We start from the raw sequence: 22,147 nt of genomic DNA on the forward strand, positions 1-22,147 counted from the left end.
CCGCCGAGGCAAGTGAGGAGGGGACGGCCCAGGCAACGGGGGAGCCCGCCGCCGAGGTCGGTGCGCCTCGCGATCCGGCGACAGCGCTCCGACGGTGTGGCCCCACCCGCCGTGAGCACCGTGCAGGAGCCGGTCAGGGGCCTGGGCCGGGGCGCCGTCCGGTCGGGGACGGTCGTTCTCCGCCTGGTGGCGGTGCCCCCGCGCCGGTCAGCCGTGCCACGACCTCCACAGTGCGGCGTACGCGCCGTCCGCCGCGACGAGCTGGTCGTGGCTGCCCAGCTCGCTGATGCGGCCGTTCTCGACGACGGCGATGACGTCGGCGTCGTGGGCGGTGTGCAGACGGTGGGCGATGGCGACGACGGTGCGGCCGTCGAGGACGCGGGCGAGGGAGCGTTCCAGATGACGGGCCGCCCGCGGGTCGAGAAGCGAGGTCGCCTCGTCCAGGACCAGCGTGTGCGGGTCGGCCAGGACCAGCCGGGCCAGTGCGATCTGCTGGGCTTGCGCCGGGGTGAGCGTGAACCCGCCGGAACCGACCTCGGTGTCCAGCCCCTCGTCCAGTGCCCGTGCCCAGGTGTCGGCGTCGACCGCGCCCAGCGCTGCCCACAGCTCGGCGTCCTGCGCGCCGGTGCGGGCCAGGAGCAGGTTGTCGCGGAGGGAGCCGACGAAGACATGGTGCTCCTGGTTGACCAGGGCGACGTGGGAGCGGACGTCCTCGGCGGGCATCCGGGACAGCTCCGCACCACCGAGGGTGATGCGGCCGTCACGGGGCGCGTAGATCCCGGCGAGCAGTCGGCCCAGGGTCGACTTGCCCGCGCCGGAGGGGCCGACGAGCGCGAGCCGGGTGCCCGGCGCGACCTCCAGGGACACCTTGCGCAGGACGTCCACGCCTTCGCGGTACGCGAAGCGCACCTGGTCGGCGTGTACATGGCGCCCCTCGGGAGCCACGGTCGGGTCGCCCGCGTCCGGCTCGATGTCCCGCACGCCGACCAGGCGGGCCAGCGACACCTCGGCGACCTGCAGTTCGTCGTACCAGCGGAGGATGAGGTTGATGGGGTCGACGAGCATCTGGGCGATGAGCGCGCCCGTGGTGAGCTGCCCGAGCCCGATCCAGCCCTGCAGGACGAACACCCCGCCGATGATCAGGACGGACCCGAGGACCGTGGTGTGCGTGAAGTTGATGACGGGGAAGAGCACCGACCGCAGCCACAGCGTGTACCGCTCCCATGCGGTCCATTCCCGGACCCGCTGGTCGGACAGGTCGATGCGGCGTGTGCCGAGGCGGTGGGCCTCGACGGTGCGGCCGGCGTCCACCGTCTCCGCGAGCACGGCGGCGACGGCGGCGTACCCCGCGGACTCCGATCGGTAGGCGGAGGGGGCGCGCTTGAAGTACCAGCGGCAGCCGACCACCAGCAGCGGCAGGGCCAGCAGGACGGCGAGCGCCAGCGGGGGAGCGGTCACGGCGAGGCCGCCGATGAGCAGCACCACCCAGACCACGCCGATGGCCAGCTGGGGCACGGCCTCACGCATGGCGTTGGCGAGCCGGTCGATGTCCGTGGTGATGCGGGAGAGCAGGTCACCCGTGCCGGCACGTTCCAGGACACCGGGCGGCAGGCCGACCGACCGGACGAGGAAGTCCTCGCGCAGGTCGGCCAGCATCCGCTCGCCGAGCATGGCGCCGCGCAGACGTACCTCCCGTACGAAGACGGCCTGGACGACGAGGGCGACGACGAACACCGCCGCGGTGACTTCCAGATGGAGTTCGCGTGCCCCGTCGGAGACCCGTTCGACGAGTGCGCCGAGCAGGTAGGGGCCCGCCATCGAGGCCACGACCGCGACGGTGTTGACGGTGATGAGCAGGACGAACGCCCGGCGGTGCCGGCGGAACAGTTCGGCCACGTAGGCGCGTACGGTCGCGGGGGCGCCGACGGGCAGGGTGTTCGCCGTCGTCGGGGCGGCCGGGTCGTAGGCCGGGGGCGCCACGCCGATCATGCGGTCTCCTCGATCTCTTCCAGTTCGTCCAGCACTTCGCTGAGGGGGGTCTTGCGGTCCTGCGGCCGGCCGGTGAGGGCGGTCGTCGCGTCGGCCTCCTCGTCGGTCTCGCGGGTGACGACGGCCCGGTACCGGGGTTCCCTGCGGACCAGGTCGTGGTGCAGGCCGACCGCCGCGACCTCGCCGTCGTGGACGAGGACGACGCGGTCGGCGAGGTCGAGCAGGAGGGGCGAGGAGGTGAACACGACCGTCGTGCTGCCCGCCCGCAGGGAGCGGATGCCGTCGGCGATCCGGGCCTCGGTGTGCGAGTCGACGGCAGAGGTCGGCTCGTCGAGGACCAGCACCTTGGGATCCGTGATCAGGGAGCGGGCCAGGGCGAGTCGCTGGCGCTGGCCGCCGGACAGCGACCGCCCGCGTTCGGTGATCCGCGCGTGCATCGGGTCCTCGGCGTCCAGTGATCCCTGGACCAGGGCGTCCAGTACGTCCCCGCACTGGGCGGCGTTCAGCGCCTCCTCGGCGGTGACCTGGCCCGAGGAGGGGACGTCGAGGAGTTCGCGCAGAGTGCCGGAGAGCAGCACCGGGTCCTTGTCCTGGACGAGGACGGCCGTGCGGGCGGAGTCGAGGGGCAGTTCGTCGAGCGGTACACCGCCGAGGAGCACGGAGGTGCCCTCTTCGGAGGCGTGGCCGCCCAGCCGTTCCGCCAGTCGTCCGGCCGCGTCCGGGTCACCACACACCACCGCCGTGAGACACCCGGTGGGGGCGAGCAGCCCGGTGGCCGGGTCGTACAGGTCTCCGGTGGGCATGGCGGCCTCTCGGGACCCCTCGGTGTCCGTGGCCCGCTCCAGTGACAGCACTCCGGCGGCCCGCTTGGCGGACGGGCGGGAGAAGGAGTACGCCATCGCGATCTCCTCGAAGTGTCTGAGCGGGTACGTCAGCAGCATGACCGCGCTGTACACGGTGACCAGTTCGCCGACCGTGATGCGGCCCTCGCGGGCGAGACCCACGCCGTGCCAGACGACCGCGATCAGCAGCAGTCCCGGCAGCAGCACCTGGATGCCGGAGATGAGCGCCCACATACGGGCGCTGCGGACGGCGGCGTGGCGGACCTCCTGGGAGGCGCGGCGGTAGCGGTCCAGGAAGAGGTCCTCGCCGCCGATGCCGCGCAGCACACGCAGGCCCGCGACGGTGTCGGAGGCCAGCTCGGTGGCGCGGCCCGCCTTCTCGCGCTGGAAGTCGGCGCGGCGGGTCGCGCGGGGCAACAGCGGAAGCACGGCCAGGGCGAGAACGGGGACTCCGACCGCGACGACGACGCCCAGGGCGGGCTGGTACACGACCAGGCCGACGCAGACCAGCACCACGGTGAGGGCGGCGGCGGTGAAGCGGGAGATGGCCTCGACGAACCAGCCGATCTTCTCGACGTCGCCGGTGGAGACCGCGACCACCTCTCCGGCCGCGACCCGGCGTGTCAGAGCTGAGCCGAGCTGGGCCGTCTTGCGGGCCAGCAGTTGCTGGACGCGGGCGGCGGCCGTGATCCAGTTGGTGACGGCGGCCCGGTGCAGGAAGGTGTCGCCCAACGAGATGGTGAACCCGCACACGATCAGCACCACCCCCGCGAGGGCGAGTCGGGATCCGGAGCGGTCGACCACGGCCTGGATGGCGAAGCCGACACAGAACGGCAGGCCGGCCACGGAGGTGAAGTGCAACAACCCCCACGCCAGCGCCTTGAACTGTCCGCCCAGCTGATTCCGGCCGAGCCACCACAGGAATCGAGGGCCCGAGCGCGCGTCCGGCACTCCCGGGTCTTTGTACGGAAGGTCTTGAATCTGCATGACGTCCCAGAGGCTCGTGTCAGGGATGGGGGGAAGGGAGGAGAAGTGGGGGTAAGTGGGGAGAAAAGGGGCGGCGAGGTCCAGCGACCGGCCGTGAAAGGTTCGCGTCGCGGCGTGGTCGGAAGCAAACGGTTTTCCGGGGGCGGGCAAAGTTTCGGCCTGGACACTCCGCGGGAAGCCCGACGTGCGCCACGACGGGCGCCCGCGTCCGGCGAGCGGTGCGACGATGGACCGCATGCGAATAGGCGGTACGAGGCGGGGACGAACCGGCACGGTGAGCGACGCGGGCCCGGGTGCCGCGGGCAGCGCGGACGACACGGGTGCGAGGAACGGCGCGGCTCGTGTCGGGCTCGCCGTGGTGGTCTGTGGCGCGCTGGTGATGTCCGTCGCGGCGTGCGGCGGTTCGGGTGTCACGAACGACGGAGCCAGGGCCGACACGAACGCCACGAAGTCCGGTGGCGGGACGGATCGGTCGGGGGAAGGGACCGTGGACCCGACCCGTGTCCCGGGCGTCGGTGACCGCCTCCAGAAGCAGATCCCCGCGGAGTCCCGCCAGGTCGTGGCCGTCTACGGAGAGGGCAGGAACGACGCCGACGCCACGGTCGTGCTCTACACGAAAAGCGGCTCCGACTGGAAGAAGACCCGCAGCTGGGAGGGCCACAACGGCAAAAAGGGGTGGACCACCGACCATCGGGAGGGCGACAAGCGCAGCCCGGTCGGCGTGTTCACGCTGAGCGACGCGGGAGGGGTGCTGGCCGACCCGGGGGCCAAGCTCCCGTACAGCCGGTCGGCGTCGTTCCAGGCGCCCCACTACTGGGCCAAGTCGCACTGGCACGACTTCGACTACGTGATCGCGATCGACTACAACCGGGTCAAGGGCACCTCGCCGATCGACCCGACGCGCCCCGAGGGCCAGTCGAAGGGCGGCAGCATCTGGCTGCACATGGACCACGGCAGCGGCACCTCTGCCTGTGTCAGCCTGCCCAAGTCGGGCATGGAGTACCTGCTGCGTACGCTCGACCCGGCCCTGCACCCGGTGATCGTCATGGGGGACAAGGCGGAGCTGAAGGCCTGAGGCGCCCGGTGCGCCTGTGTCTGCTTGTGGCCGGAGATCCCATTGCGGCGGAGTGTCGACTCCCCGTAGAACTCCGGCCATGAGAAGCCGGATCATCATGTCCATGCTCACCGGGGCGACCCTCCTGGCGAGCACCCTCCTCGGGGCCACCCCCGCCCGATCCGCCGCGACCCCCGACGAATCCGCCGCCACTTCCGCCCGATCCGCCGCCGCCCCCTCCCGGACCGACGCATCGCCCGCCGTCCCCGCCGAGTTCGGCACCGACTGGCACGATCCGATCACCGCTGCCCCGGCCGTCTCCAGGCCCGAGAACGCGAAGTCGTGCCACGTGGCTGTCGCCGAGGCGCAGTTCAAGGACTTCACGCCCTACCGGGGGACCTACACACCACCGGGGGAGTGCGGGAAGAGATGGAGCAAGGTCGTCCTGCGGCTCGACGGCAAGGTCAAGGGCCGCCAGTTCGACCGGCTCGGCCATCTGCACATCGGCGGCGTCGAGGTGTTCCGGACGTCGACCCCGCAGCCCTCGCCCGACGGCATCGAGTGGTCCGTGGAGAAGGACGTCACGCGCTACAGCGACACCCTGCGTTCCGAGCAGCCGGTCGAGATGCTCATCGGCAACGTCGTCGACGACACGTACACCGGCATCCTCGACGTCAAGGTCACGCTGACCTTCTACGTCGGCCGGCCCGACGCGAGAACGGCGAGAACCGTCCCCGACCGCGTCCTCACCCTCCGGGACGGCACCGGCCTCACCACCCCGCGCAACAGCGAACGCGTCATCGCCGAGGTGTACGCGACCGGGTCCGGCGGCGGTTGCGAGGAGTACTGGTACCTGACGGTGCCCGACGAGGCGCCGTACTCCTGCAAGGCTGACGACGGGCCCTACCGTGAGGTGCGGATCGCGGTGGACGGGCAACTGGCCGGAATCGCCGCACCGTTCCCGAACGTGTGGACCGGCGGCTGGTCCAACCCCTTCCTCTGGTACGTCGTCCCCGGGCCCCGCGCCTTCGACATCCAGCCCCTCCGCTACGACCTCACCCCCTTCGCGGGCCTGCTCAACGACGGGCGCCCGCACCGGATCGAGGTGTCCGTCGCCGGTGTGCCCGAGGGGCAGAGCGGCTGGAGCACCCCGGTCAACGTCCTGGTCTGGCAGGACGAGAAGAGCGAGCACGTCACCGGCGCCCTCACGAAGGTGAGGGAGGGCGACTTCGCCAACTCGTCCACGTACACGCCGGGTGCGGAGCACCGCCTCGACACCGAGGGGAGCCATCGGCTGACCGTCGCCGGCTACGTCGACACCTCCCACGGCCGGGTCACGACCACCGTTCGCCGCAGCCTCGTCAACACCTCCACACACACCTGGTCGGACGGCGAGAACCCCGACGCGCTCGACGCGAGGTGGAGCGACGACGAGACGGTCACCGTGAGCGGAGGCGGAGGAGGATCCAAACGCGGGCAGGACCGGACGACGCGCGTCCAGCGGTCGTACACGATGGACGGAACGACCACGCTCGGCGCGGGAGATCGGCTGCGGACCGTGCTCACGCTCGGCGACCGGGCGGCGGTCACCGAGACGCGCGGCGGGAGGCGCACGGCGTGGTCCCGGCTCGACGACACCTACACCGGTGACGCCACGTACACCGCGAACGTACCGCGCGACCAGCGGCATGCCGTCGGGACCACGAGCGAGCGCTACCGAACGTACGGGTCGGACGGTTGCTACGACCGTTCGCTGGTCTCCGTACAGGGAGTGCTGACCCAGGACCGTATGGGCTGTTGATGCCCCATGCGTGCGATGTGACGTCTGTTCGATGATTTACCTCCGCGAAACGCGACGGTCTTCCCCGTGAGCGACGACTCCCCGATAGTGATCGACGCGGAAGCAGTTTTCCGCATGACAGAAAGTCCCCTCGGAGGAGTGCCCGTGCCGCAGTCCGTACCGTCCCTGCCGCGACGCGTCGCACGCATGCTGCGTACCTCATTGTTCGCGCAAGTCGGAGTCGCGCTTGTGCTCGGAATCGTCGTCGGAAGGTTGTGGCCGGACACGGCCACGACCTTTCAACCGCTCGGCGACGGTTTCATCCGGCTCATCAAGACCGTCATCTCGCCGCTGGTGTTCTGCGTGGTCGTCGTCGGCATCGCCAAGGCCGGCAATCTGAAGGCCTTCGGACGGATCGGGCTCAAGGCACTGATCTGGTTCGAGGTCGCCTCGACGGCCGCGCTGCTCATCGGTCTGGTCGCCGCCAACGTCTTCGGTCCCGGCTCGGGCATGAACGTCGATCCCTCGAAGCTCGACACCTCCGCGGTCGACGCGAAGACCGCCGGCGGTGAGCTGCCGACGACGAGCGAGTTCATCCTCAACGCGCTGCCCCAGAGCGCGATCGGCGCGTTCGCCGAGAACGCGCTGCTCCAGGTGCTCGTGCTCGCCTGCCTCACCGGCGCCGCGCTGCTGCACCTCGGTCACACCAAGGTGCCCAAGATCCTGCCCGCCATCGAGCAGGCCCAGGAGGTCATCTTCGCGATCGTCGGCTTCGTCATGAAGCTGGCCCCGCTCGCCGTGTTCGGCGCGATGGTCCACCTGGTCGGCGAGTACGGCCTGGGCGTGATGAAGACCTACGCCAAGCTGATTATCCTCTGCTACGCCGTCGCCGCCGCGTTCCTGGTGCTGCTGGGCGTCGCGCTGAAGCTGATGACCGGGCTGAGCCTGTGGAAGTTCGTCCGCTACACGCGGGCGGAGATGCTGCTCGCACTGGGAACCGCGTCCAGTGAGTCCGTGATGCCGCGCATGATGCAGAAGCTGCGGCAGGCCGGCGCCCGTGACGACGCCGTGGGTCTGGTGTTGCCCACCGGGTACTCCTTCAACCTCGACGGCGCGTCCATCTATCTGTCCATCGGCACCCTGTTCATCGCGCAGGCCGTGGGAGTGGACCTCAGTCTCAGTCAGCAGGTCACGGTCGTCCTGGTCCTGATGCTGACGAGCAAGGGCATGGCGGGCATCCCCGGTTCGGCCTTCCTCGCGCTGTCGGCGACCGCCTCCTCGCTCGGTGCCATCCCGGCCGGCGCCGTCGCCCTGCTCCTCGGCGTCGACCGCATCATGGACTCGATGCGCGTCGTCACCAACCTCCTCGGCAACTGTGTCGCCGTCTTCGCGGTGTCGAAGTGGGAGGGCGCGCTGGACACCGACCGGGCGAAGAAGATGCTCGACGGTGAGATCGAGTTCGTGGAGGAAGAGGACGAGCTCGGAAAGCCTCCCGCGAAGGCGGAGAGCGAGGCCGATGCCGAGGCCGATGCCGGCGAGGGCACTCCCGTGGAGGCAGAGGTTTCCGCTCTCTCCAAGGGGGAGACCAAGGAGGCCGCGTCCGGAGTGAGTTGATCCTTCCTCTGGATCCCTCCTTCTCCGCCGACCAGCGTGTCGAGCAAGCCTTCGAGTACGGTCCGCTGACCGCCCGACAGCGGTGCCAGGATCTCCTCCGCCGCCGAGCGGCGCGCGTGGTGCAGCTCCCGCAGGACCTCGAGGCCTTCGTCCGTGACCTCTATCCGGATCACCCGCCGGTTGGTGGGATCGGGCGCCCGGCGCACCCGCCCGCTCTCCTCGAGTGCGTCGACCAGCGTCGTCACGGCCCGGGGCACGACCTCCAGGCGCTCCGCCAGATCGGCCATCCTCGGCGGTGTGTCGTAGTGGGCGAGGGTGCGCAGCAGTCGCGACTGCGCAGGGGTGATCTCCAACCCGCTCTGCTGGAGGTGGCGCTTCTGGATGCGGTGCACGCGGCGGGTGAGGCGCAGCAGTTGCTCGGCGAGCAGTCCGTCGGCATCGGGGTCGGTCATACCGGGAACAATATCAGGACCATGTGCATTGTGAGTATAGGTAACAATGAGCTAGGCTCCGCAGGCCCCCGGAAGTCCCTAGAAGTGCCCAGAAGTGCCGGAAGCCCCCGGAAGTCCTCGTCGTCACCTCGACCTCCAGTCCGTCTCACCTCCCGTAGGAGCCCATGCATCCCCATCACGAACCCACCCGGGCGCCCTCCGCCGACACGGGTGAACAGCCCCGCCAGGTGCGTCGCATCCTGAAGCTCTTCCGCCCCTATCGCGGTCGACTGGCGATCGTCGGTCTCCTCGTCGGCGCCGCGTCACTCGCTTCGGTCGCCACGCCCTTCCTCCTCAAGGAGATCCTCGACACCGCCATCCCCGAGGGGCGCACCGGGCTGCTGAGCCTGCTGGCCCTCGGCATGATCCTCAGCGCCGTCCTGACCAGCATCTTCGGTGTCCTGCAGACGCTGATCTCCACCACCGTCGGCCAGCGGGTCATGCACGATCTGCGCACCGCCGTCTACGGCCGTCTGCAGCGGATGTCGCTCGCCTTCTTCACCCGGACCAGGACGGGTGAGGTCCAGTCCCGGATCGCCAATGACATCGGCGGCATGCAGGCGACCGTCACCTCCACGGCCACCTCCCTGGTGTCCAACACCACCAGCGTGGTCGCCACGGTCGTCGCGATGGTCGCCCTGGACTGGCGGCTCACCGTGGTCACCCTGCTCCTGCTGCCGCTCTTCGTGTGGATAAGCCGGCGGGTCGGCGACGAGCGCAAGAAGATCACCACCCAGCGGCAGAACCAGATGGCCGCCATGGCCGCGACGGTCACCGAGTCGCTCTCCGTCAGCGGCATCCTGCTCGGGCGCACCATGGGCCGCGCCGACTCGCTCACCAAGTCCTTCGCCGAGGAGTCCGAGGGGCTCGTCGACCTGGAGGTCAGGGCCAACATGGCGGGGCGCTGGCGTATGGCCATCATCACCGTGGTCATGGCCGCCATGCCCGCCGTCATCTACTGGACCGCCGGCGTCGCGCTCCAGCTCGGCGGCCCGTCCGTCTCCGTCGGCACGCTCGTCGCCTTCGTGTCGCTGCAGCAGAACCTGTTCCGGCCGACCGTGAGCCTGCTGTCCACGGGCGTCCAGATCCAGGCCTCGCTCGCCCTCTTCCAGCGCATCTTCGAGTACCTCGACCTGCCGATCGACATCACCGAGCCCGAGCACCCGGTCCACCTCGACCGCATCAAGGGCGAACTCCGCTTCGAGAAGGTCGAGTTCCGCTACGACGCGGACGGCGCCGACGGCGCCGCCAGCCCCGGCGAGAACGGTGGCCCCGGCGACGACGCGAGGTCGCGCCCGATCCTCGACGGCATCGACCTGAGCGTTCCGGCCGGCGGCAGCCTCGCCGTCGTCGGGCCGACCGGCGCCGGCAAGTCCACGCTCGGCTGGCTGGTGCCGAGGCTGTACGACGTCACGGGCGGCCGGGTCACCCTCGACGGGGTCGACGTGCGCGACCTGGACTTCGACACCCTGGCGCGGGGCATCGGCGTCGTCTCGCAGGAGACGTACCTCTTCCATGCCTCGGTCGCCGACAACCTGCGCTTCGCGAAACCGGACGCCACCGACGAGGAGCTGCACGCGGCCGCGCGGGCGGCCCAGATCCATGACCACATCGCGGCCCTGCCCGACGGTTACGACACCGTCGTCGGTGAGCGCGGACACCGCTTCTCCGGCGGGGAGAAGCAGCGTCTCGCCATCGCCCGCACCATTCTGCGCGATCCCCCGGTCCTCATCCTCGACGAGGCGACCAGCGCCCTCGACACCCGTACCGAGCATGCGGTGCAGGAGGCCATCGACGCGCTCTCCGCGAACCGGACCACCGTCACCATCGCGCACCGGCTCTCCACCGTCCGCGGCGCCGACCAGATCGTCGTGCTCGACTCCGGGCGGGCCGTCGAACGCGGTACGCACGAGGAACTGCTGGAGAGCGGTGGGCGGTACGCGGCGCTGGTCCGGCGGGACGCGCGGCTGAAGCCCGGTCGGGAGGTGGCCAAGGTGCCGAAACTGGAGCCGACAAGATGAAGATATGCCGGGTTTGAGGTGATATGCGGGTTACCGTGCCCGCATGCAGATGAACACTCCGCCACGGAGCACGATTCGACTGACGCGTCGGGGCCGGGCCGCCCTCATCGCGGCCGGGGCCGTCGTGGCGGCCACCGCCGTGGCGGTGCCGCTGCTGAGTGTGGGAGGCGGTGGCGGCGCGGCCGAGCGCCCCGCGTCCCTGGTGATCCCGGAAGGCTGGCGCTCCGGCCAGGTCTACGAAGCCGTCGACAAGGCCCTCGCGCTGCCCGCCGGATCCACCAAGAAGTCGCTGTCCAAGGCCCGGCTGATGCTGCCCGACGACGCCGAGGGCAACCCGGAGGGCTATCTGTTCCCGGCGACGTATCCGCTGCGGGAGAAGTCGACCCCCGAGTCCCTGCTGGCGTCCATGGTCGAGACCGCGAACAAGAAGTTCAACGGCGGCCAGGTCACGGCCGGGGCCCAGCGCAACGCGATGAACGTCTATCAGGCGGTCACCATCGCGAGCATCATCCAGGCCGAGGCGGCCACCGAGCAGGACATGGGCCGGGTGTCCCGGGTCGTCTTCAACCGCCTGGAACGCGGGATGCCGCTGCAGATGGACTCCACCATCAACTACGCGCTGAACCGCTCCACGTTGAACACCACCGTCGACGACACGAAGATCGACAGCCCGTACAACTCGTACCGGCGCATGGGCCTGCCGCCGACTCCGATCGCCAACCCGGGTGAGGCGGCGATGCGTGCCGCCGTCAACCCGACGGAGGGCGACTGGCTGTACTTCGTCACGGTCAAGCCGGGCGACACCCGCTTCACGGCGAACTACCAGGAACACCTGCGCAACGTCGCCGAGTTCAACCAGAACCGCAGAAAGGCGTCACCGGAGGCCGGGACGGTCAGCGGGTCGCCCTCGCCGACGACGGGCTGAGGGCCGGGGCCGGGGCGGCTCGGGATGTCAGGCGGCGGCCGGTGTGTTCGCCAGGAACCGCCGGATGTCCCGCACCGCCGCACGGCCGGCCCGGTTGGCGCCGATGGTGCTCGCCGAGGGGCCGTACCCGACCAGGTGAACGCGGTGGTCGGCGACCGCGCGGGTGCCGTCGACGCGGATACCGCCACCGGGTTCGCGCAGCCGCAAGGGGGCCAGATGGTCGACAGCGGCGCGGAAACCGGTCGCCCAGAGGACGACGTCGGCGTCCGCACGGCGGCCGTCGTCCCACTCCACGCCGTCGGGGGTGATCCGGTCGAACATCGGCAGCCGGTCCAGGACGCCGTCCGCGATGCCCTGCCGGATCGCGTCGTCGAGCGGCAGACCCGTCACCGACACGACGCTCCTCGGCGGCAGTCCTTGCCGCACCCGCTCCTCCACCAGGGCGACCGCCGCCCGCCCGGCGCCCTCGTCGAACGGTCCCTCGCGGAACACGGGCGGACGCCTCGTCACCCAGGTCGTCGCGGCGGCGTACGGCGCGATCTCCAGCAGATGCTGTGTCCCGGACGCGCCTCCGCCGACCACGATCACCCGAAGTCCCGCGAACTCCTCGGGCCCCGGGTACTGGGCGGTGTGCAACTGTCGCCCCCGGAAGGTCTCCTGCCCGGGGTAGCGCGGCCAGAACGGCCGGTCCCATGTCCCCGTCGCGTTGATCAGTGCCCGCGTCGACCACCCACCGTCCGAGGTCTCGACGGCCAGCCGCCCGTCCTGGCCCTCACGCACGGCGCGGACGTCCACGGGACGCCGTACCCGCAGGTCGAAGGTGCGCTCGTAGGCGTCGAAGTACTCCCTGACGACCTCGGACGACGGTCGCGCCGGGTCGGCCCCCGTCAGCTCCATGCCCGGCAGCGCGTGCATCCCGTGCACCTTGCCGTACGTCAGCGACGGCCAGCGGAACTGCCAGGCCCCGCCAGGCGCGGGGGAGTGGTCCAGCACCACGAACTCGCGCTCCGGCTCGAAGCCGGTGCGGCGCAGGTGGTAGGCGGCGGCCAGTCCTCCCTGGCCGGCGCCTATGACGAGCACCTCGACCTCACGCGTGTCGTTCATGCCTCTACCAACGGGGAGGGGGTGCCGGATCTTCCCCGGGGGCACCGGTGCGGTGGAGGAGGCGCGGAGTACACGGTTCACGCCGGCGCCTTCTCGGTGCGCGAGGATGGAACCATGTCCGATGCCTTCACCACCCGAGTACTGAACGTCGCCTCCGGCTCCCACGAGCGGGTCGTCGACCTCACCCACGACTGTGAGGAGTTCCTCCGCGAGGCCGCGGCCGGACGGGACGGCCTCCTCAATGTCTTCGTCCCGCACGCCACGGCCGGCATCGCCATCATCGAGACGGGCGCCGGCAGCGACGACGACCTCCTCGCCGCCCTGCGCAACCTCCTGCCCGCCGACGACCGCTGGCAGCACCGCCACGGCACCCCCGGCCACGGCCGCGACCACGTCCTCCCTGCCCTGGTCCCACCCCACGCCACCCTTCCGGTGATCGCCGGACGACTGGAACTGGGGACGTGGCAGTCGGTGTGTCTGGTGGACACGAACAGGGACAACCCCGACCGTCAGGTCCGGCTGAGCTTCCTCGGTTAGGTGGCCGTTCTGCGGAGACCGTAGAGGTGGAGTCCGGCCGCGCCGAACGGGGCGAGGAGCGGGGCTGGGAAACGGTTCGCCTCGGACCCGGCGTGCCTGCCGGAGGTGTGCCGGCAGGTTCTTCGTCCGCTGGTGGTGCGGGTCCTGCACATCGTCGTCCAGCTTCCCGCCACGCCATCTCGCGTGTGGGTGTCGTGATTCTCGGCCACCTGGGCGGACGGTCGCCGTCGGCCGTTCCGTGAATGGCTGCGTGAACCGTTGACTCGGAAACGCTTCGAATCTAGCGTCCGTCCGAATTCGCGAGCACAGTTCGGCATTTCGGACGATCGAAGGGTGGACCGTGAGCGGTGAAACACGCCTGAGCAGAAGGAAGTTACTCGTCGGCACCGGAGGGCTGGTGCTGGGTGCGGCGGGGTGCGCCGCGCCCTCCTTCGGTGCCGAGGGGAAGGCCCGGCTGCGTTACTGGCACCTCTTCGGTGGCGGCGACGGGGCCAATATGACCGCGCTGGTCGACGCGTTCGCCAAGGAGCACCCGGAGATCGGCCTGGAGGCGACCCAGCTTCAGTGGGGTACCCCGTACTACACGAAGCTGGGCATGGCGGGGGCCGGCGGGCGGGCGCCCGAGGTAGCGGTGCTCCACCTGGCACGGCTCGCGGGGTTCGGGCCCGGGCGGCTCCTCGACCCCTTCGACCTGGACCTGCTGCGTGAACTGGGCGTGGCAACCGACCAGTTTCCCGAGGACATCTTCCAGCGCGGCACGGTCGACGGGCAGCAGTACGCGATCCCGTTCGACACCCACCCCATGGTGCTCTACTACAACACCGACGTCTGTGAGAAGGCCGGGCTGCTCGGCGACGGCGGGCGGCTCCGACCCCTCGGCAGCGCGCGGGAGTTCATGGACGCCCTGCGCGCGGCGAAGAAGGCCACGGGCGCGCCCGGGCTGAGCGCCGAGACGACCGGACCGGACTGCGTCACCCCCTGGCGGCTGTTCGCCACGTTCTACTCGCAGCTGGGCGGCACGGTCCTGTCCGCTGACGGCAGACGCCTCACGCTCGACGACGCCAAGGCCCTGGAGGTCCTCGAGTTCATGGCCCGGCTCACGGCGGACGGATTGATGGTGCGCCGCGTCGATTACCCCGGCTCCATCGGGGTGTTCAACGCCGGCAGGACCGCCTTCCACCTCAACGGCGAGTGGGAGGTGTCCACGTTCGCCACCGCCGGGCTGCCGTTCTCCATGACTCGTGTGCCCGCGCTGTTCGGGCGTCCCACCGCCCAGGCCGACTGCCACTCCTTCGTACTCCCGCACCAGGACGGCGGCCGCCCGGGCGGGGCGAACGAGGCGGCCCACACCTTCGTCGCCTGGATGCTCAAGCACTCCGTGGAGTGGGCCAAGGGCGGCCACGTCCCCGCGTACCTGCCGACGCTGACGCGACCGGACTATCTGGAACTGGAGCCGCAGTCCGCCTACCGGTCCGTCATCGACGACGTGGCCCTCGACCAGCCCGCCTGGTTCGCGGGCTCGGCCTCGCCGATGTGGATCCAGCTGGGCGCGGTCTTCTCGGGCGTACTCACCGGATCGCGCACGCCGTCGGGTGCCCTGCGCGAGGCGAAGAAGCGGCTGCGAAAGCTGCTCGACACGCCGGATCCGCTCGGCAGTGCTCCCCTCGGCGTCGCGCTCGGCGGCAAGTCACCGGTCAGCGAAGGAGGCGCCGCGTGACCACCACGACGACCGCGACCACCGTCCCGGTATCGGCGGAGCAGCCGACGGCGCGACCCGTCACCGTCCGCCGGAAGTGGACCGAGCACGGCCTGGTGTTCATCGCCCCCTTCTTCCTCACCTATGCGCTCTTCCTGCTCTGGCCGCTGGTGTCCGGCATCGGAATGAGCCTGCGCAGCGACAACATCACCGGCGAGGGGGGAGAGTTCATCGGCTTCGACAACTACACGGAGGCGTTCCAGGACCCGGGCGTCTGGTCGTCGCTGTGGAACACGATCTGGTTCACGATCCTGTCCACGGTCCCGTTGGTGGTGACGGGCCTGGTCCTCGCCCTGCTCTCGCATCATCTGCGGGTCGTCCAATGGCTCTGGCGGCTCTCCTGGTTCGCGCCCTTCCTCCTGCCGTCGGGCGTGATCGGCCTGCTCTTCCTCTGGGTGATCTTCCCCTCCGGCTTCGGCTTCGCGGACCAACTGCTCGCCCGGTTCGGCCTGCACCCGGGCATCGGCTGGCTGACGGACGAGCGGTACGCGATGCTGTCGATCGTGGCGGCCACCGTGTGGTGGACGGTCGGCTTCAACTTCCTTCTCTACCTGGCCGCGTTGCAGTCGATTCCGCAACACCTGTACGAGGCGGCGGAGTTGGACGGCGCGGGCGCCTGGCAGCGGCTGCGGCATGTGACCCTCCCCCTGCTGAGGCGAGTCACGGGAGTCGTCCTGGTCCTCCAGATCCTGGCCTCCCTCAAGATCTTCGACCAGGTGTACATCATGACCGGCGGCGGCCCCGACGACTCGACCCGCCCGATCCTCCAGTACGTCTACCAGTCCGGCTTCACCGGCTACCGCATCGGCTACGCCTCGGCGGTCTCGTACCTCTTCTTCGCCCTGATCGTGATCGTGTCGCTGGTACAGCTGCGGTTCTCGCGGCGGAGGGGAGAGTCGGCATGAGCGCCGTGCCGTCGACGGACGAGGGCCGCAAGGTCCGTTGGACCCCGGGCCGCTGGGTGATGCTGGCCGCGGCCCTGCTGCTGGCGGTGGTGTGGGTCCTGCCTCTGGCCTGGGCCCTGGCGACGTCCCTCAAACCGGAAGGCGAGGCGACACGAACGCCCCTGCGCTGGCTCGGCTCCCACGTCACCTTCGACGCGTACCGGAAGGTGTGGGAGGCGGGCGACATAGGCCGCTGGATGTTCAACACGGCGTACATCTCGGTGATGACGACGATCCTGACGGTTCTGCTGTGCGCGATGGCGGCGTACGGCTTCTCGCGCACGGAGTTCCGTGGCCGCAAGGTGCTGTACGCCGTCGTCCTGGCCGGAATCATGGTCCCGCCCCAGGTCCTGATGGCCCCGTTGTTCGCGGAGATGGTGCAGCTGGGCCTGGTCGACACGTACTGGGGCGTGATCCTGCCCCAGGTCGCCGTCCCCGCCATGGTGTTCATCCTGGTCAAGTTCTTCGACGGCGTCCCCCGCGAACTGGAGGAGGCGGCCTTCGTCGACGGCGCGGGCCGCTGGCGCGTCTTCTGGACGATCGTGCTGCCCCTGTCCCGTCCGGTCCTGGCGGCGGTCGGCATCTTCACGTTCATCTCGACGTGGAACAACTTCCTCTGGCCGTTCCTGGTGACCACGGACCCGGGCGGCATGACGCTCCCGGTGGGCCTGGTCAACGTCCAGACGTCCTACGGCCTGCGCTACGAGCAGATGATGGCGTCGGTCGTCATCGCGGGCCTGCCCCTCCTGATCGTCTTCGCGCTGTTCCAGCGGCAGATCGTGCGGGGGGTGGCGCATACGGGGTTGGCGGGGCAGTGAGGGGCGGCCTACCGGGGCGTGACGTGCCCTGGTGAGGTGGCCTCGCGCACAGCGTCGTGCTGTCGGCGAGCGGGCAGTGGACCACCGCTCACAGTCCGGTGACCTTGGCGCTCGCCGACAGCTCGTAGACCAGGGTGACTGTGCGGCGGCTGCCGGGCGGCAGGGGGACGTCCCAGCGGGCGATGCCCTCGGCGTCGACCACGTCGGGCGCCGGGGAGCATGAATCCTTGTGCAGGCGTATCTCGACCGCCGAGACCTCGGAGACCGGGATCCGCTCCCGAAGGACGACCACCCGCTCGTCGTGCTCTCCGGGGGCGGAGAACCGGGACAGGTGCAGCCGGACCGTGCGGGTGACCACGGTCCGCTGCGTGATTCCGGCGGAGCCGCGGGACTCCTCGGCATGCCGGGCCACGCGGTAGTCGTCGCAGCTGCCGAAGGCCAGCTCGACGGGGGCGCCGGGGGCGGTGAAGTCCAGCGTGCCGCGGCCGCTGAATCCGCTGCCTCGCACCAGGTCCACGGGCCCGGCGAGCAGCACGTGGCCGGACAGGTTGTCGAACCGCACCACCTGGGTGACCAGCGGCGACACCTCGGGTGAGCAGGCGTACTCGCTGCTCGCGGCGGTGGTGAACACGGTGAGCGGCACCCGGTGGGCGTGGCCGTCTCCGGGTACGGAGACCGGCGCGGGGGATCTCAGTACCCGCGCCTCGCCGCCGTCGTCCACCCCGGGCAGGCCGAGCACCGGGGCTGGGCCGAGGTCCCCGATCTCCTCCTCGCGCAGTTCGACGTCGAGCGTGCGGCGCTCCGCCGCGGAGCGGTCCTTGAGCGTCAGCCGGTCCTCGCCCAGCCGTGGCGGATCGGTGGCCCGCGCCGAGCGGGCCGTCGACAGAGTCAGCCGTACGTCCGACCAGTCCTCACCGGTGCGCTGCCAGACCATCGCGTCGGTCTCCAGCGTCAGGGAGTCCCCGTCGAGCACGGCCCGATAGGCGGGCCGCCACAGCGCACACGGGGTCAGGTGACTCAGGCGCAGCCCGACCGGCCCGGCGACCGCGGCCTCCACAGTCAACTCGACATGGCCGACCAGCTCGGCGGGCTCCTCCTCGGAGAGATCCATGGCTCGCCGGGCTTCCCCGAGTTCGGCGGCGAGGGCGGCCAGCCGGGCCTCCACGGTGCGCAGTTCCTCGCCGTGTGCGTCGCGTTCGTCGTCCACCCGGTCCAGTTCGCGGGCCCAGCGGGGTCCTTCGCTCTCCCCGGAGCCGGCGCCTTCGCCGATCTCCCGCAGCAGATCGGCGGCGAGGCGGCCGAGCAGGTCGAGGCGGGCACGCAGCCGGTCACGTCGCTGTCCCAGAGCCAGCTGCTCCTCTTCGAGGGCGTGTACGCGCCGGCGCAGGGCGGAGTCGTCGGTGGACGGCAGTGGCCCGCGTGGCGTCCAGCCGCGGACGACCCGTACGTCGAGCACGGTCGCGGGGTGATCGGCGGTCAGCTCGGCATGGAGGGTCCGGTCGACGGCCAGCGCACTGACCGGCCCGAGACGCAGCCGCTGGACCCCGGCCTTCAGGTCGAGGACGGCGGCGCGCTCGATGTGGGCGCGATCCTCCAGACACGTGACGGCGGTGACAGGGAGGGCGATCGGCTTCGGGGCCGTGGACATGGCGTGTGTCAGCTCCTGCGGTTGCCGCCGACCAGGGCCTTGCCGGTCGGGATGCGGATCTCGTAGCCGCCGTCGAGGGCGGCGGTGGCGCCTGCCGGCAGGTCCAGTCGCCAGACGCGGGTGCCGGGCGCATGGCGATCGGGCCCCGTGCCTTCCTCGGGTGCCGCCCAGTCGGCCCGCTCCTCGATCCGGACGTCCGGCTCGGAGGTGACCGGCACCCGCTCGCGGACTTCGACGGTGACGGGCCTCGCGAGCCGGTTGGCCAGCTCCACGTGGACGCGGTGGTCCAGCACGGTGGTGTTGCCCCGCAGGCCCGAGGTCGTCTCGTGCAGGTTCGTACGGCGCGTGACCCGGATGCCCTCGGCCGGCCCGAGACCCACCCGGCGGACACCACCGGGGGCGAGTGTGGGCAGCGCGGTGGTGAGCAGGAAGTCGTCGTCGACGGTGACCTCCACAGGGCCGGCCAACAGCGCCTGGTCGGTGGCGTTGGAGAGCACCAACGTCGCGTACACGGTCTGCTCCACGGACGGCACACAGAGGTACTCGGTGCGCAGGCCGACCGGGATCTCGCCGACGGTGACGGTGTGCCAGGTGCCGTCCGACGGAATGTCGGCGCGGGCGGTGGCATCGAAGCGGTGGTCGAAGGAACCCGCCGACTCGCGGGGCCGCACGGCGTGGCCGGGCAGCGGCAGCGCGGCCACCGCTTCGGCGCGGCGGCGGTGCTCGTTCGCCACCGGGTCGAAGCGAGAGCCGGGAAACAACCGGCCTCTGCGATCCCCCTGTCCGTCGGGGCCGCACAGGACGAGGGCGGCGTAGTCGAGCTCGGCGCCGCTCGGCTGCGGCGGACCGGCCACCGGTGCCGGAAGGGGTGGAGGTGCGGCCCGGCCGGGAGCCGCGGGCGCCATGGGGGCGGCGGCACCCGCGAAGGAACTGCCGCCGGTCCGCGGCCTGCCGGCCGGCCGGGAGGAGGTCGGCTGCGCACGGTCGGCCACCCCGCCGCCGAACGACACCGGGGAGGGGGCGTACGCGCCGCCAGGCGCCGGGACCGCGGCCGACGGACCGCCGTAGCCCTGCGAGGCCGGCGGCGGGGGAGGCGGCGGTGGTGGAACGGGACCGGACGCGGAGCCGTCCGCCGCACCCACGGACGCGGAGCCGGCCACGACAGCCGCAGGTGCGGCGGTTGTGGCAGGGCGGGGGCCGGCTGCCTCGTACCCGGTGAACAGGTCGGCGAGTCCTGCCGGAGGCTCGCGCCAGCCGGAGGGCGCGGGGGCGGGCTGACGGCGCCCGATCCGGATCGAGCGGAGCCGCGGCAGGTCGGTGCGGCGCCGGAGATCGGCGGTGGCCAGGGCGATGCGCACGCCGGTCCAGTCCTCGCCGGTCCGCTGGGCGACCGAGGCACGCAGCATCAGACGGCCACTGCCGTCGCCCTGACGGTGCGTGAGACGGTAGGTCGGCACCCAGACGGCGCCCGGCACCCCGTACTCCAGCTCCACCTCGGGCTGCGCGTCACCGGTGCCGTCGAGGGTCAGGACCGCGCAGACGGTGGTCTCCACATGCGCTGACGGTGCGTCGGTGGAGGCGCGGGCGAGCCTGTCGGCGGCGACGGCGAGCCTGTGCTCGACGTCGTGCAGCGCATCCTCCAGCTCGACGAGGCGGGTGTGCAGTCCCGTCAGCCGCTCGTCGACGAAGTCGGCGAGCTCCAGCCACGCGTCGACCGGGGTGCGGCGGTGCGGGTCCTCGCGCCTGCGGGGAGGTGGGATCGGGTGCAGAGCCCTCACTTCCTCGATCAGGCCCAGCTGCCGGTCCCGGCGTCCCCGTGCCGCCGCATACGCGTCGCGCAGCCGCTCGACCTCGCGCCGCAACTCGTCGGGCGTGTCCCCGCCGAGCGGCTGGGCCTCGACCTCCACCCGGGCTTCGGCGACACGGACCCCAGGTGCGCCCAGGACACGGGCCCGCAGCGAGCCCGGGTCCAGCGAGTGGGGCAGTCCCGTCACCCGTACCCGGCCGTCGGGCGGCACAATGCCCCGGGCCAGACGGCGGCAGACCGCGCCCTGCGCATACACCACGACCGAATCGAGGGTCGACCCCCACCTCTGTGCTGCCTCAACCGTCATGTGCTCCGCCCCGCCCTGTCCATGCTGAGCGAAGCCTACGCCCGGGCGGTCTGCGCGTCCGCGTCGCCTCAAGAGGACGGCGTCCGGGTCCACGCCTGATGCGAGCCCCGCACAGCAAAGCTGTCAACCGACGTCGAAGAGGTTCGGCAGCCGGAGGAGGTACCGGATGCGGTCGTGGCGATTGAGCGCCTCGAACTCGGGCCCCGGGGCGCCGGGGTGACGATGCATCACCTCTGCGGCGCCCGATGGCGTGCGGCGAAGGCACTCCCGGGCCGACCGCGGCCGGCCGTCCAGAGTTCCGAGGCGATGTCCAGGGCGGATGACACCGCTCTCCCGCGTTCTCCTCCTCCGGCGACGGACGCGCCGACCGCCCGCGTAGAGCAGAGGACGGAATCCACACAGGGAGGGGCCGCGAGATGGCGGTGCGCATGGTGTTCAGGACGGTCGGTACGGCGAGAGGGACCAGATGCACGGCGATCGCGGCGGCGGCCATGGCCGCGCTGACCGCTTCCCAGGCGCCGGGGGTCTCGGCACAGGCCGCGGAGGCGGCGCGGAACGCGGCGCGCGCCGAGCACGGGCCGAGCGTCTCCGGCGACGCCCCGTACCGCACCGAGCTTCCGCCGCTGCGGACCGGGAAGTCCGACGAGGACACGGCCGCGGGGCGGGCCGGCGGTGCACTGCCCGCGACCGTCTTCGCCGCGTACCGGCGCGCCGAGTCGGAGCTCGCGGGCACCGCACCGGGATGCCGACTGGAGTGGCAACTGCTGGCCGCCATCGGCCAGGTGGAGTCGGGGCAGGCGCGCGGCGGCCGGGTGACCGCAGACGGTACGGCCGTGTCACCGATCCTCGGCCCCCGGCTGAACGGCGGCGCCTTCGCGGTCATCCGGGACACCGACGGCGGCCGGCACGACGGGGACACGGCGTACGACCGGGCGGTCGGCCCGATGCAGTTCATCCCGTCGACCTGGACCCGCTGGGGCGTGGACGGCAACGGCGACGGGCGGGCCGACCCGAACAACGTCTTCGACGCGGCGCTCGCCGCCGGGCGCTATCTGTGCGCGGGCGGGCGGGACCTCTCCGACCCGGCCGACCTGGACCGGGCGATCCTCGGCTACAACCACTCGGAGGCCTATCTGCGCACGGTCCGGGCCTGGTACGCGTACTTCCTGGAAGGGCATCGGGTGGTGCCGGACCAGAGCGGCGGGTCGTCCGCGCGACCGGAGCCGTCGAGACCGAGCAGTACCCGCGAACCCGCGCCGGAGCCGTCCGAGCACCCGGGCGCGAGCCCGTCCCCTGCGCCGCCCACACCGTCCGCCTCAGCCCCGCCCTCCCCCTCTCCCACCCCGTCTCGTCCGGCGGGCGGAGCGCAGGAGGCGGACGAGTCGCCGCTCCCCCTACCCGATCCTTCCGTTGAGCTGCCCGGCGGCGGCGACGTGCTGCCCGGTGCCGGCCCGCTGACCAGCAACGGTGAGGACACGATGCGCCCGTCCCCCTCCACAACCACGGATACCGGGCGGTAATGT

At 71.3% G+C, this 22,147-nt stretch carries 15 protein-coding genes and 1 pseudogene; 10 read left to right on the forward strand and 6 right to left on the reverse strand.

From position 1 onward, the window contains the following. Window positions 1–207: 207 nt before the first annotated feature. Together RM704_RS35285 and RM704_RS35290 are read right to left on the reverse strand one after the other, a co-directional pair. Window positions 208–1,989: an ABC transporter ATP-binding protein gene (locus RM704_RS35285; RefSeq protein ID WP_033527914.1), complete on the reverse strand. Its 1,782-nt coding sequence runs from the start codon at window positions 1,987–1,989 to the stop codon at window positions 208–210. Beyond that, a complete protein-coding gene (locus tag RM704_RS35290) occupies window positions 1,986–3,818 on the reverse strand; it encodes an ABC transporter transmembrane domain-containing protein (protein ID WP_033527913.1) in 1,833 nt (610 codons plus the stop codon). Before RM704_RS35290 ends, RM704_RS35285 begins: the two co-directional genes overlap by 4 nt. 379 nt (window positions 3,819–4,197) lie before the next feature. On the opposite strand from RM704_RS35290, the gene RM704_RS35295 reads away from it, so the two are divergent. From RM704_RS35295 to RM704_RS35305, 3 genes are all read left to right on the forward strand, one after another. Beyond that, window positions 4,198–4,893, forward strand: a complete 696-nt coding sequence (locus RM704_RS35295) for a hypothetical protein (protein WP_192829682.1) — start codon at window positions 4,198–4,200, stop codon at window positions 4,891–4,893. A gap of 79 nt (window positions 4,894–4,972) precedes the next feature. Next, window positions 4,973–6,673, forward strand: a complete 1,701-nt coding sequence (locus RM704_RS35300) for a peptide-N4-asparagine amidase (RefSeq protein ID WP_033527912.1) — start codon at window positions 4,973–4,975, stop codon at window positions 6,671–6,673. A gap of 144 nt (window positions 6,674–6,817) precedes the next feature. Next, the gene (locus tag RM704_RS35305; RefSeq protein WP_033527911.1) at window positions 6,818–8,266 is read left to right on the forward strand and encodes a cation:dicarboxylate symporter family transporter; all 1,449 of its coding nucleotides are present in this window, start codon (window positions 6,818–6,820) and stop codon (window positions 8,264–8,266) included. Window positions 8,267–8,268: 2 nt separating this feature from the next. Here the strand turns inward: RM704_RS35305 and RM704_RS35310 are convergent. After that, window positions 8,269–8,718, reverse strand: a pseudogene (locus RM704_RS35310) (MarR family winged helix-turn-helix transcriptional regulator); the annotation flags it as partial. Window positions 8,719–8,882: 164 nt separating this feature from the next. On the opposite strand from RM704_RS35310, the gene RM704_RS35315 reads away from it, so the two are divergent. Together RM704_RS35315 and mltG are read left to right on the forward strand one after the other, a co-directional pair. Then, entirely contained in the window at window positions 8,883–10,778 is a 1,896-nt protein-coding gene (locus tag RM704_RS35315) for an ABC transporter ATP-binding protein (RefSeq protein ID WP_033527909.1), read from the forward strand. 43 nt (window positions 10,779–10,821) lie between these two features. Beyond that, on the forward strand, window positions 10,822–11,703 hold the full coding sequence (gene mltG, locus RM704_RS35320; RefSeq protein ID WP_033527908.1) for an endolytic transglycosylase MltG: 882 nt from the start codon (window positions 10,822–10,824) through the stop codon (window positions 11,701–11,703). Window positions 11,704–11,730: 27 nt separating this feature from the next. Here mltG and RM704_RS35325 read toward each other — a convergent pair whose 3' ends face one another. After that, window positions 11,731–12,807 (reverse strand): NAD(P)-binding domain-containing protein, encoded by a 1,077-nt coding sequence (locus RM704_RS35325; RefSeq protein ID WP_033527907.1) that lies wholly within the window; start codon window positions 12,805–12,807, stop codon window positions 11,731–11,733. Between the two features lie 114 nt (window positions 12,808–12,921). Between RM704_RS35325 and RM704_RS35330 the strand changes: the two genes are divergently transcribed. The 4 genes from RM704_RS35330 (at window position 12,922) to RM704_RS35345 (ending at window position 16,862) form a co-directional block, all read left to right on the forward strand. After that, window positions 12,922–13,344: a secondary thiamine-phosphate synthase enzyme YjbQ gene (locus tag RM704_RS35330; RefSeq protein ID WP_033527906.1), complete on the forward strand. Its 423-nt coding sequence runs from the start codon at window positions 12,922–12,924 to the stop codon at window positions 13,342–13,344. Between the two features lie 340 nt (window positions 13,345–13,684). After that, window positions 13,685–15,061 carry an extracellular solute-binding protein gene (locus RM704_RS35335; protein ID WP_438828971.1) on the forward strand — a complete coding sequence of 459 codons (1,377 nt, stop codon included), beginning with the start codon at window positions 13,685–13,687 and terminating at the stop codon, window positions 15,059–15,061. Further along, window positions 15,058–16,005, forward strand: a complete 948-nt coding sequence (locus RM704_RS35340; protein WP_033527904.1) for a carbohydrate ABC transporter permease — start codon at window positions 15,058–15,060, stop codon at window positions 16,003–16,005. Before RM704_RS35335 ends, RM704_RS35340 begins: the two co-directional genes overlap by 4 nt. Next, window positions 16,002–16,862: a carbohydrate ABC transporter permease gene (locus RM704_RS35345; protein WP_033527903.1), complete on the forward strand. Its 861-nt coding sequence runs from the start codon at window positions 16,002–16,004 to the stop codon at window positions 16,860–16,862. Before RM704_RS35340 ends, RM704_RS35345 begins: the two co-directional genes overlap by 4 nt. An 88-nt stretch (window positions 16,863–16,950) precedes the next feature. Here the strand turns inward: RM704_RS35345 and RM704_RS35350 are convergent, their stop codons facing one another. Continuing rightward, a complete protein-coding gene (locus tag RM704_RS35350; protein ID WP_033527902.1) occupies window positions 16,951–18,510 on the reverse strand; it encodes a DUF4139 domain-containing protein in 1,560 nt (519 codons plus the stop codon). Window positions 18,511–18,518: 8 nt separating this feature from the next. Beyond that, window positions 18,519–20,624 (reverse strand): DUF4139 domain-containing protein, encoded by a 2,106-nt coding sequence (locus tag RM704_RS35355; RefSeq protein WP_052146096.1) that lies wholly within the window; start codon window positions 20,622–20,624, stop codon window positions 18,519–18,521. A 416-nt stretch (window positions 20,625–21,040) separates the two neighbouring features. On the opposite strand from RM704_RS35355, the gene RM704_RS35360 reads away from it, so the two are divergent. Further along, window positions 21,041–22,144 (forward strand): lytic transglycosylase domain-containing protein, encoded by a 1,104-nt coding sequence (locus RM704_RS35360; RefSeq protein ID WP_033527900.1) that lies wholly within the window; start codon window positions 21,041–21,043, stop codon window positions 22,142–22,144. Window positions 22,145–22,147: the final 3 nt, after the last annotated feature.

The sequence above is a fragment of the Streptomyces gottesmaniae genome (assembly GCF_031845845.1).
Lineage (GTDB): Bacteria > Actinomycetota > Actinomycetes > Streptomycetales > Streptomycetaceae > Streptomyces > Streptomyces akebiae.

Bases quoted from the DNA above. Each gene is read 5' to 3' on its own strand.
- RM704_RS35285 (WP_033527914.1), bottom strand. From the start codon at position 1,989: ATGATCGGCGTGGCGCCCCCGGCCTACGACCCGGCCGCCCCGACGACG.
- RM704_RS35290 (WP_033527913.1), bottom strand. From the start codon at position 3,818: ATGCAGATTCAAGACCTTCCGTACAAAGACCCGGGAGTGCCGGACGCG.
- RM704_RS35295 (WP_192829682.1), top strand. From the start codon at position 4,198: ATGTCCGTCGCGGCGTGCGGCGGTTCGGGTGTCACGAACGACGGAGCC.
- RM704_RS35300 (WP_033527912.1), top strand. From the start codon at position 4,973: ATGAGAAGCCGGATCATCATGTCCATGCTCACCGGGGCGACCCTCCTG.
- RM704_RS35315 (WP_033527909.1), top strand. From the start codon at position 8,883: ATGCATCCCCATCACGAACCCACCCGGGCGCCCTCCGCCGACACGGGT.
- mltG (WP_033527908.1), top strand. From the start codon at position 10,822: ATGCAGATGAACACTCCGCCACGGAGCACGATTCGACTGACGCGTCGG.
- RM704_RS35325 (WP_033527907.1), bottom strand. From the start codon at position 12,807: ATGAACGACACGCGTGAGGTCGAGGTGCTCGTCATAGGCGCCGGCCAG.
- RM704_RS35330 (WP_033527906.1), top strand. From the start codon at position 12,922: ATGTCCGATGCCTTCACCACCCGAGTACTGAACGTCGCCTCCGGCTCC.
- RM704_RS35345 (WP_033527903.1), top strand. From the start codon at position 16,002: ATGAGCGCCGTGCCGTCGACGGACGAGGGCCGCAAGGTCCGTTGGACC.
- RM704_RS35350 (WP_033527902.1), bottom strand. From the start codon at position 18,510: ATGTCCACGGCCCCGAAGCCGATCGCCCTCCCTGTCACCGCCGTCACG.
- RM704_RS35355 (WP_052146096.1), bottom strand. From the start codon at position 20,624: ATGACGGTTGAGGCAGCACAGAGGTGGGGGTCGACCCTCGATTCGGTC.
- RM704_RS35360 (WP_033527900.1), top strand. From the start codon at position 21,041: ATGGCGGTGCGCATGGTGTTCAGGACGGTCGGTACGGCGAGAGGGACC.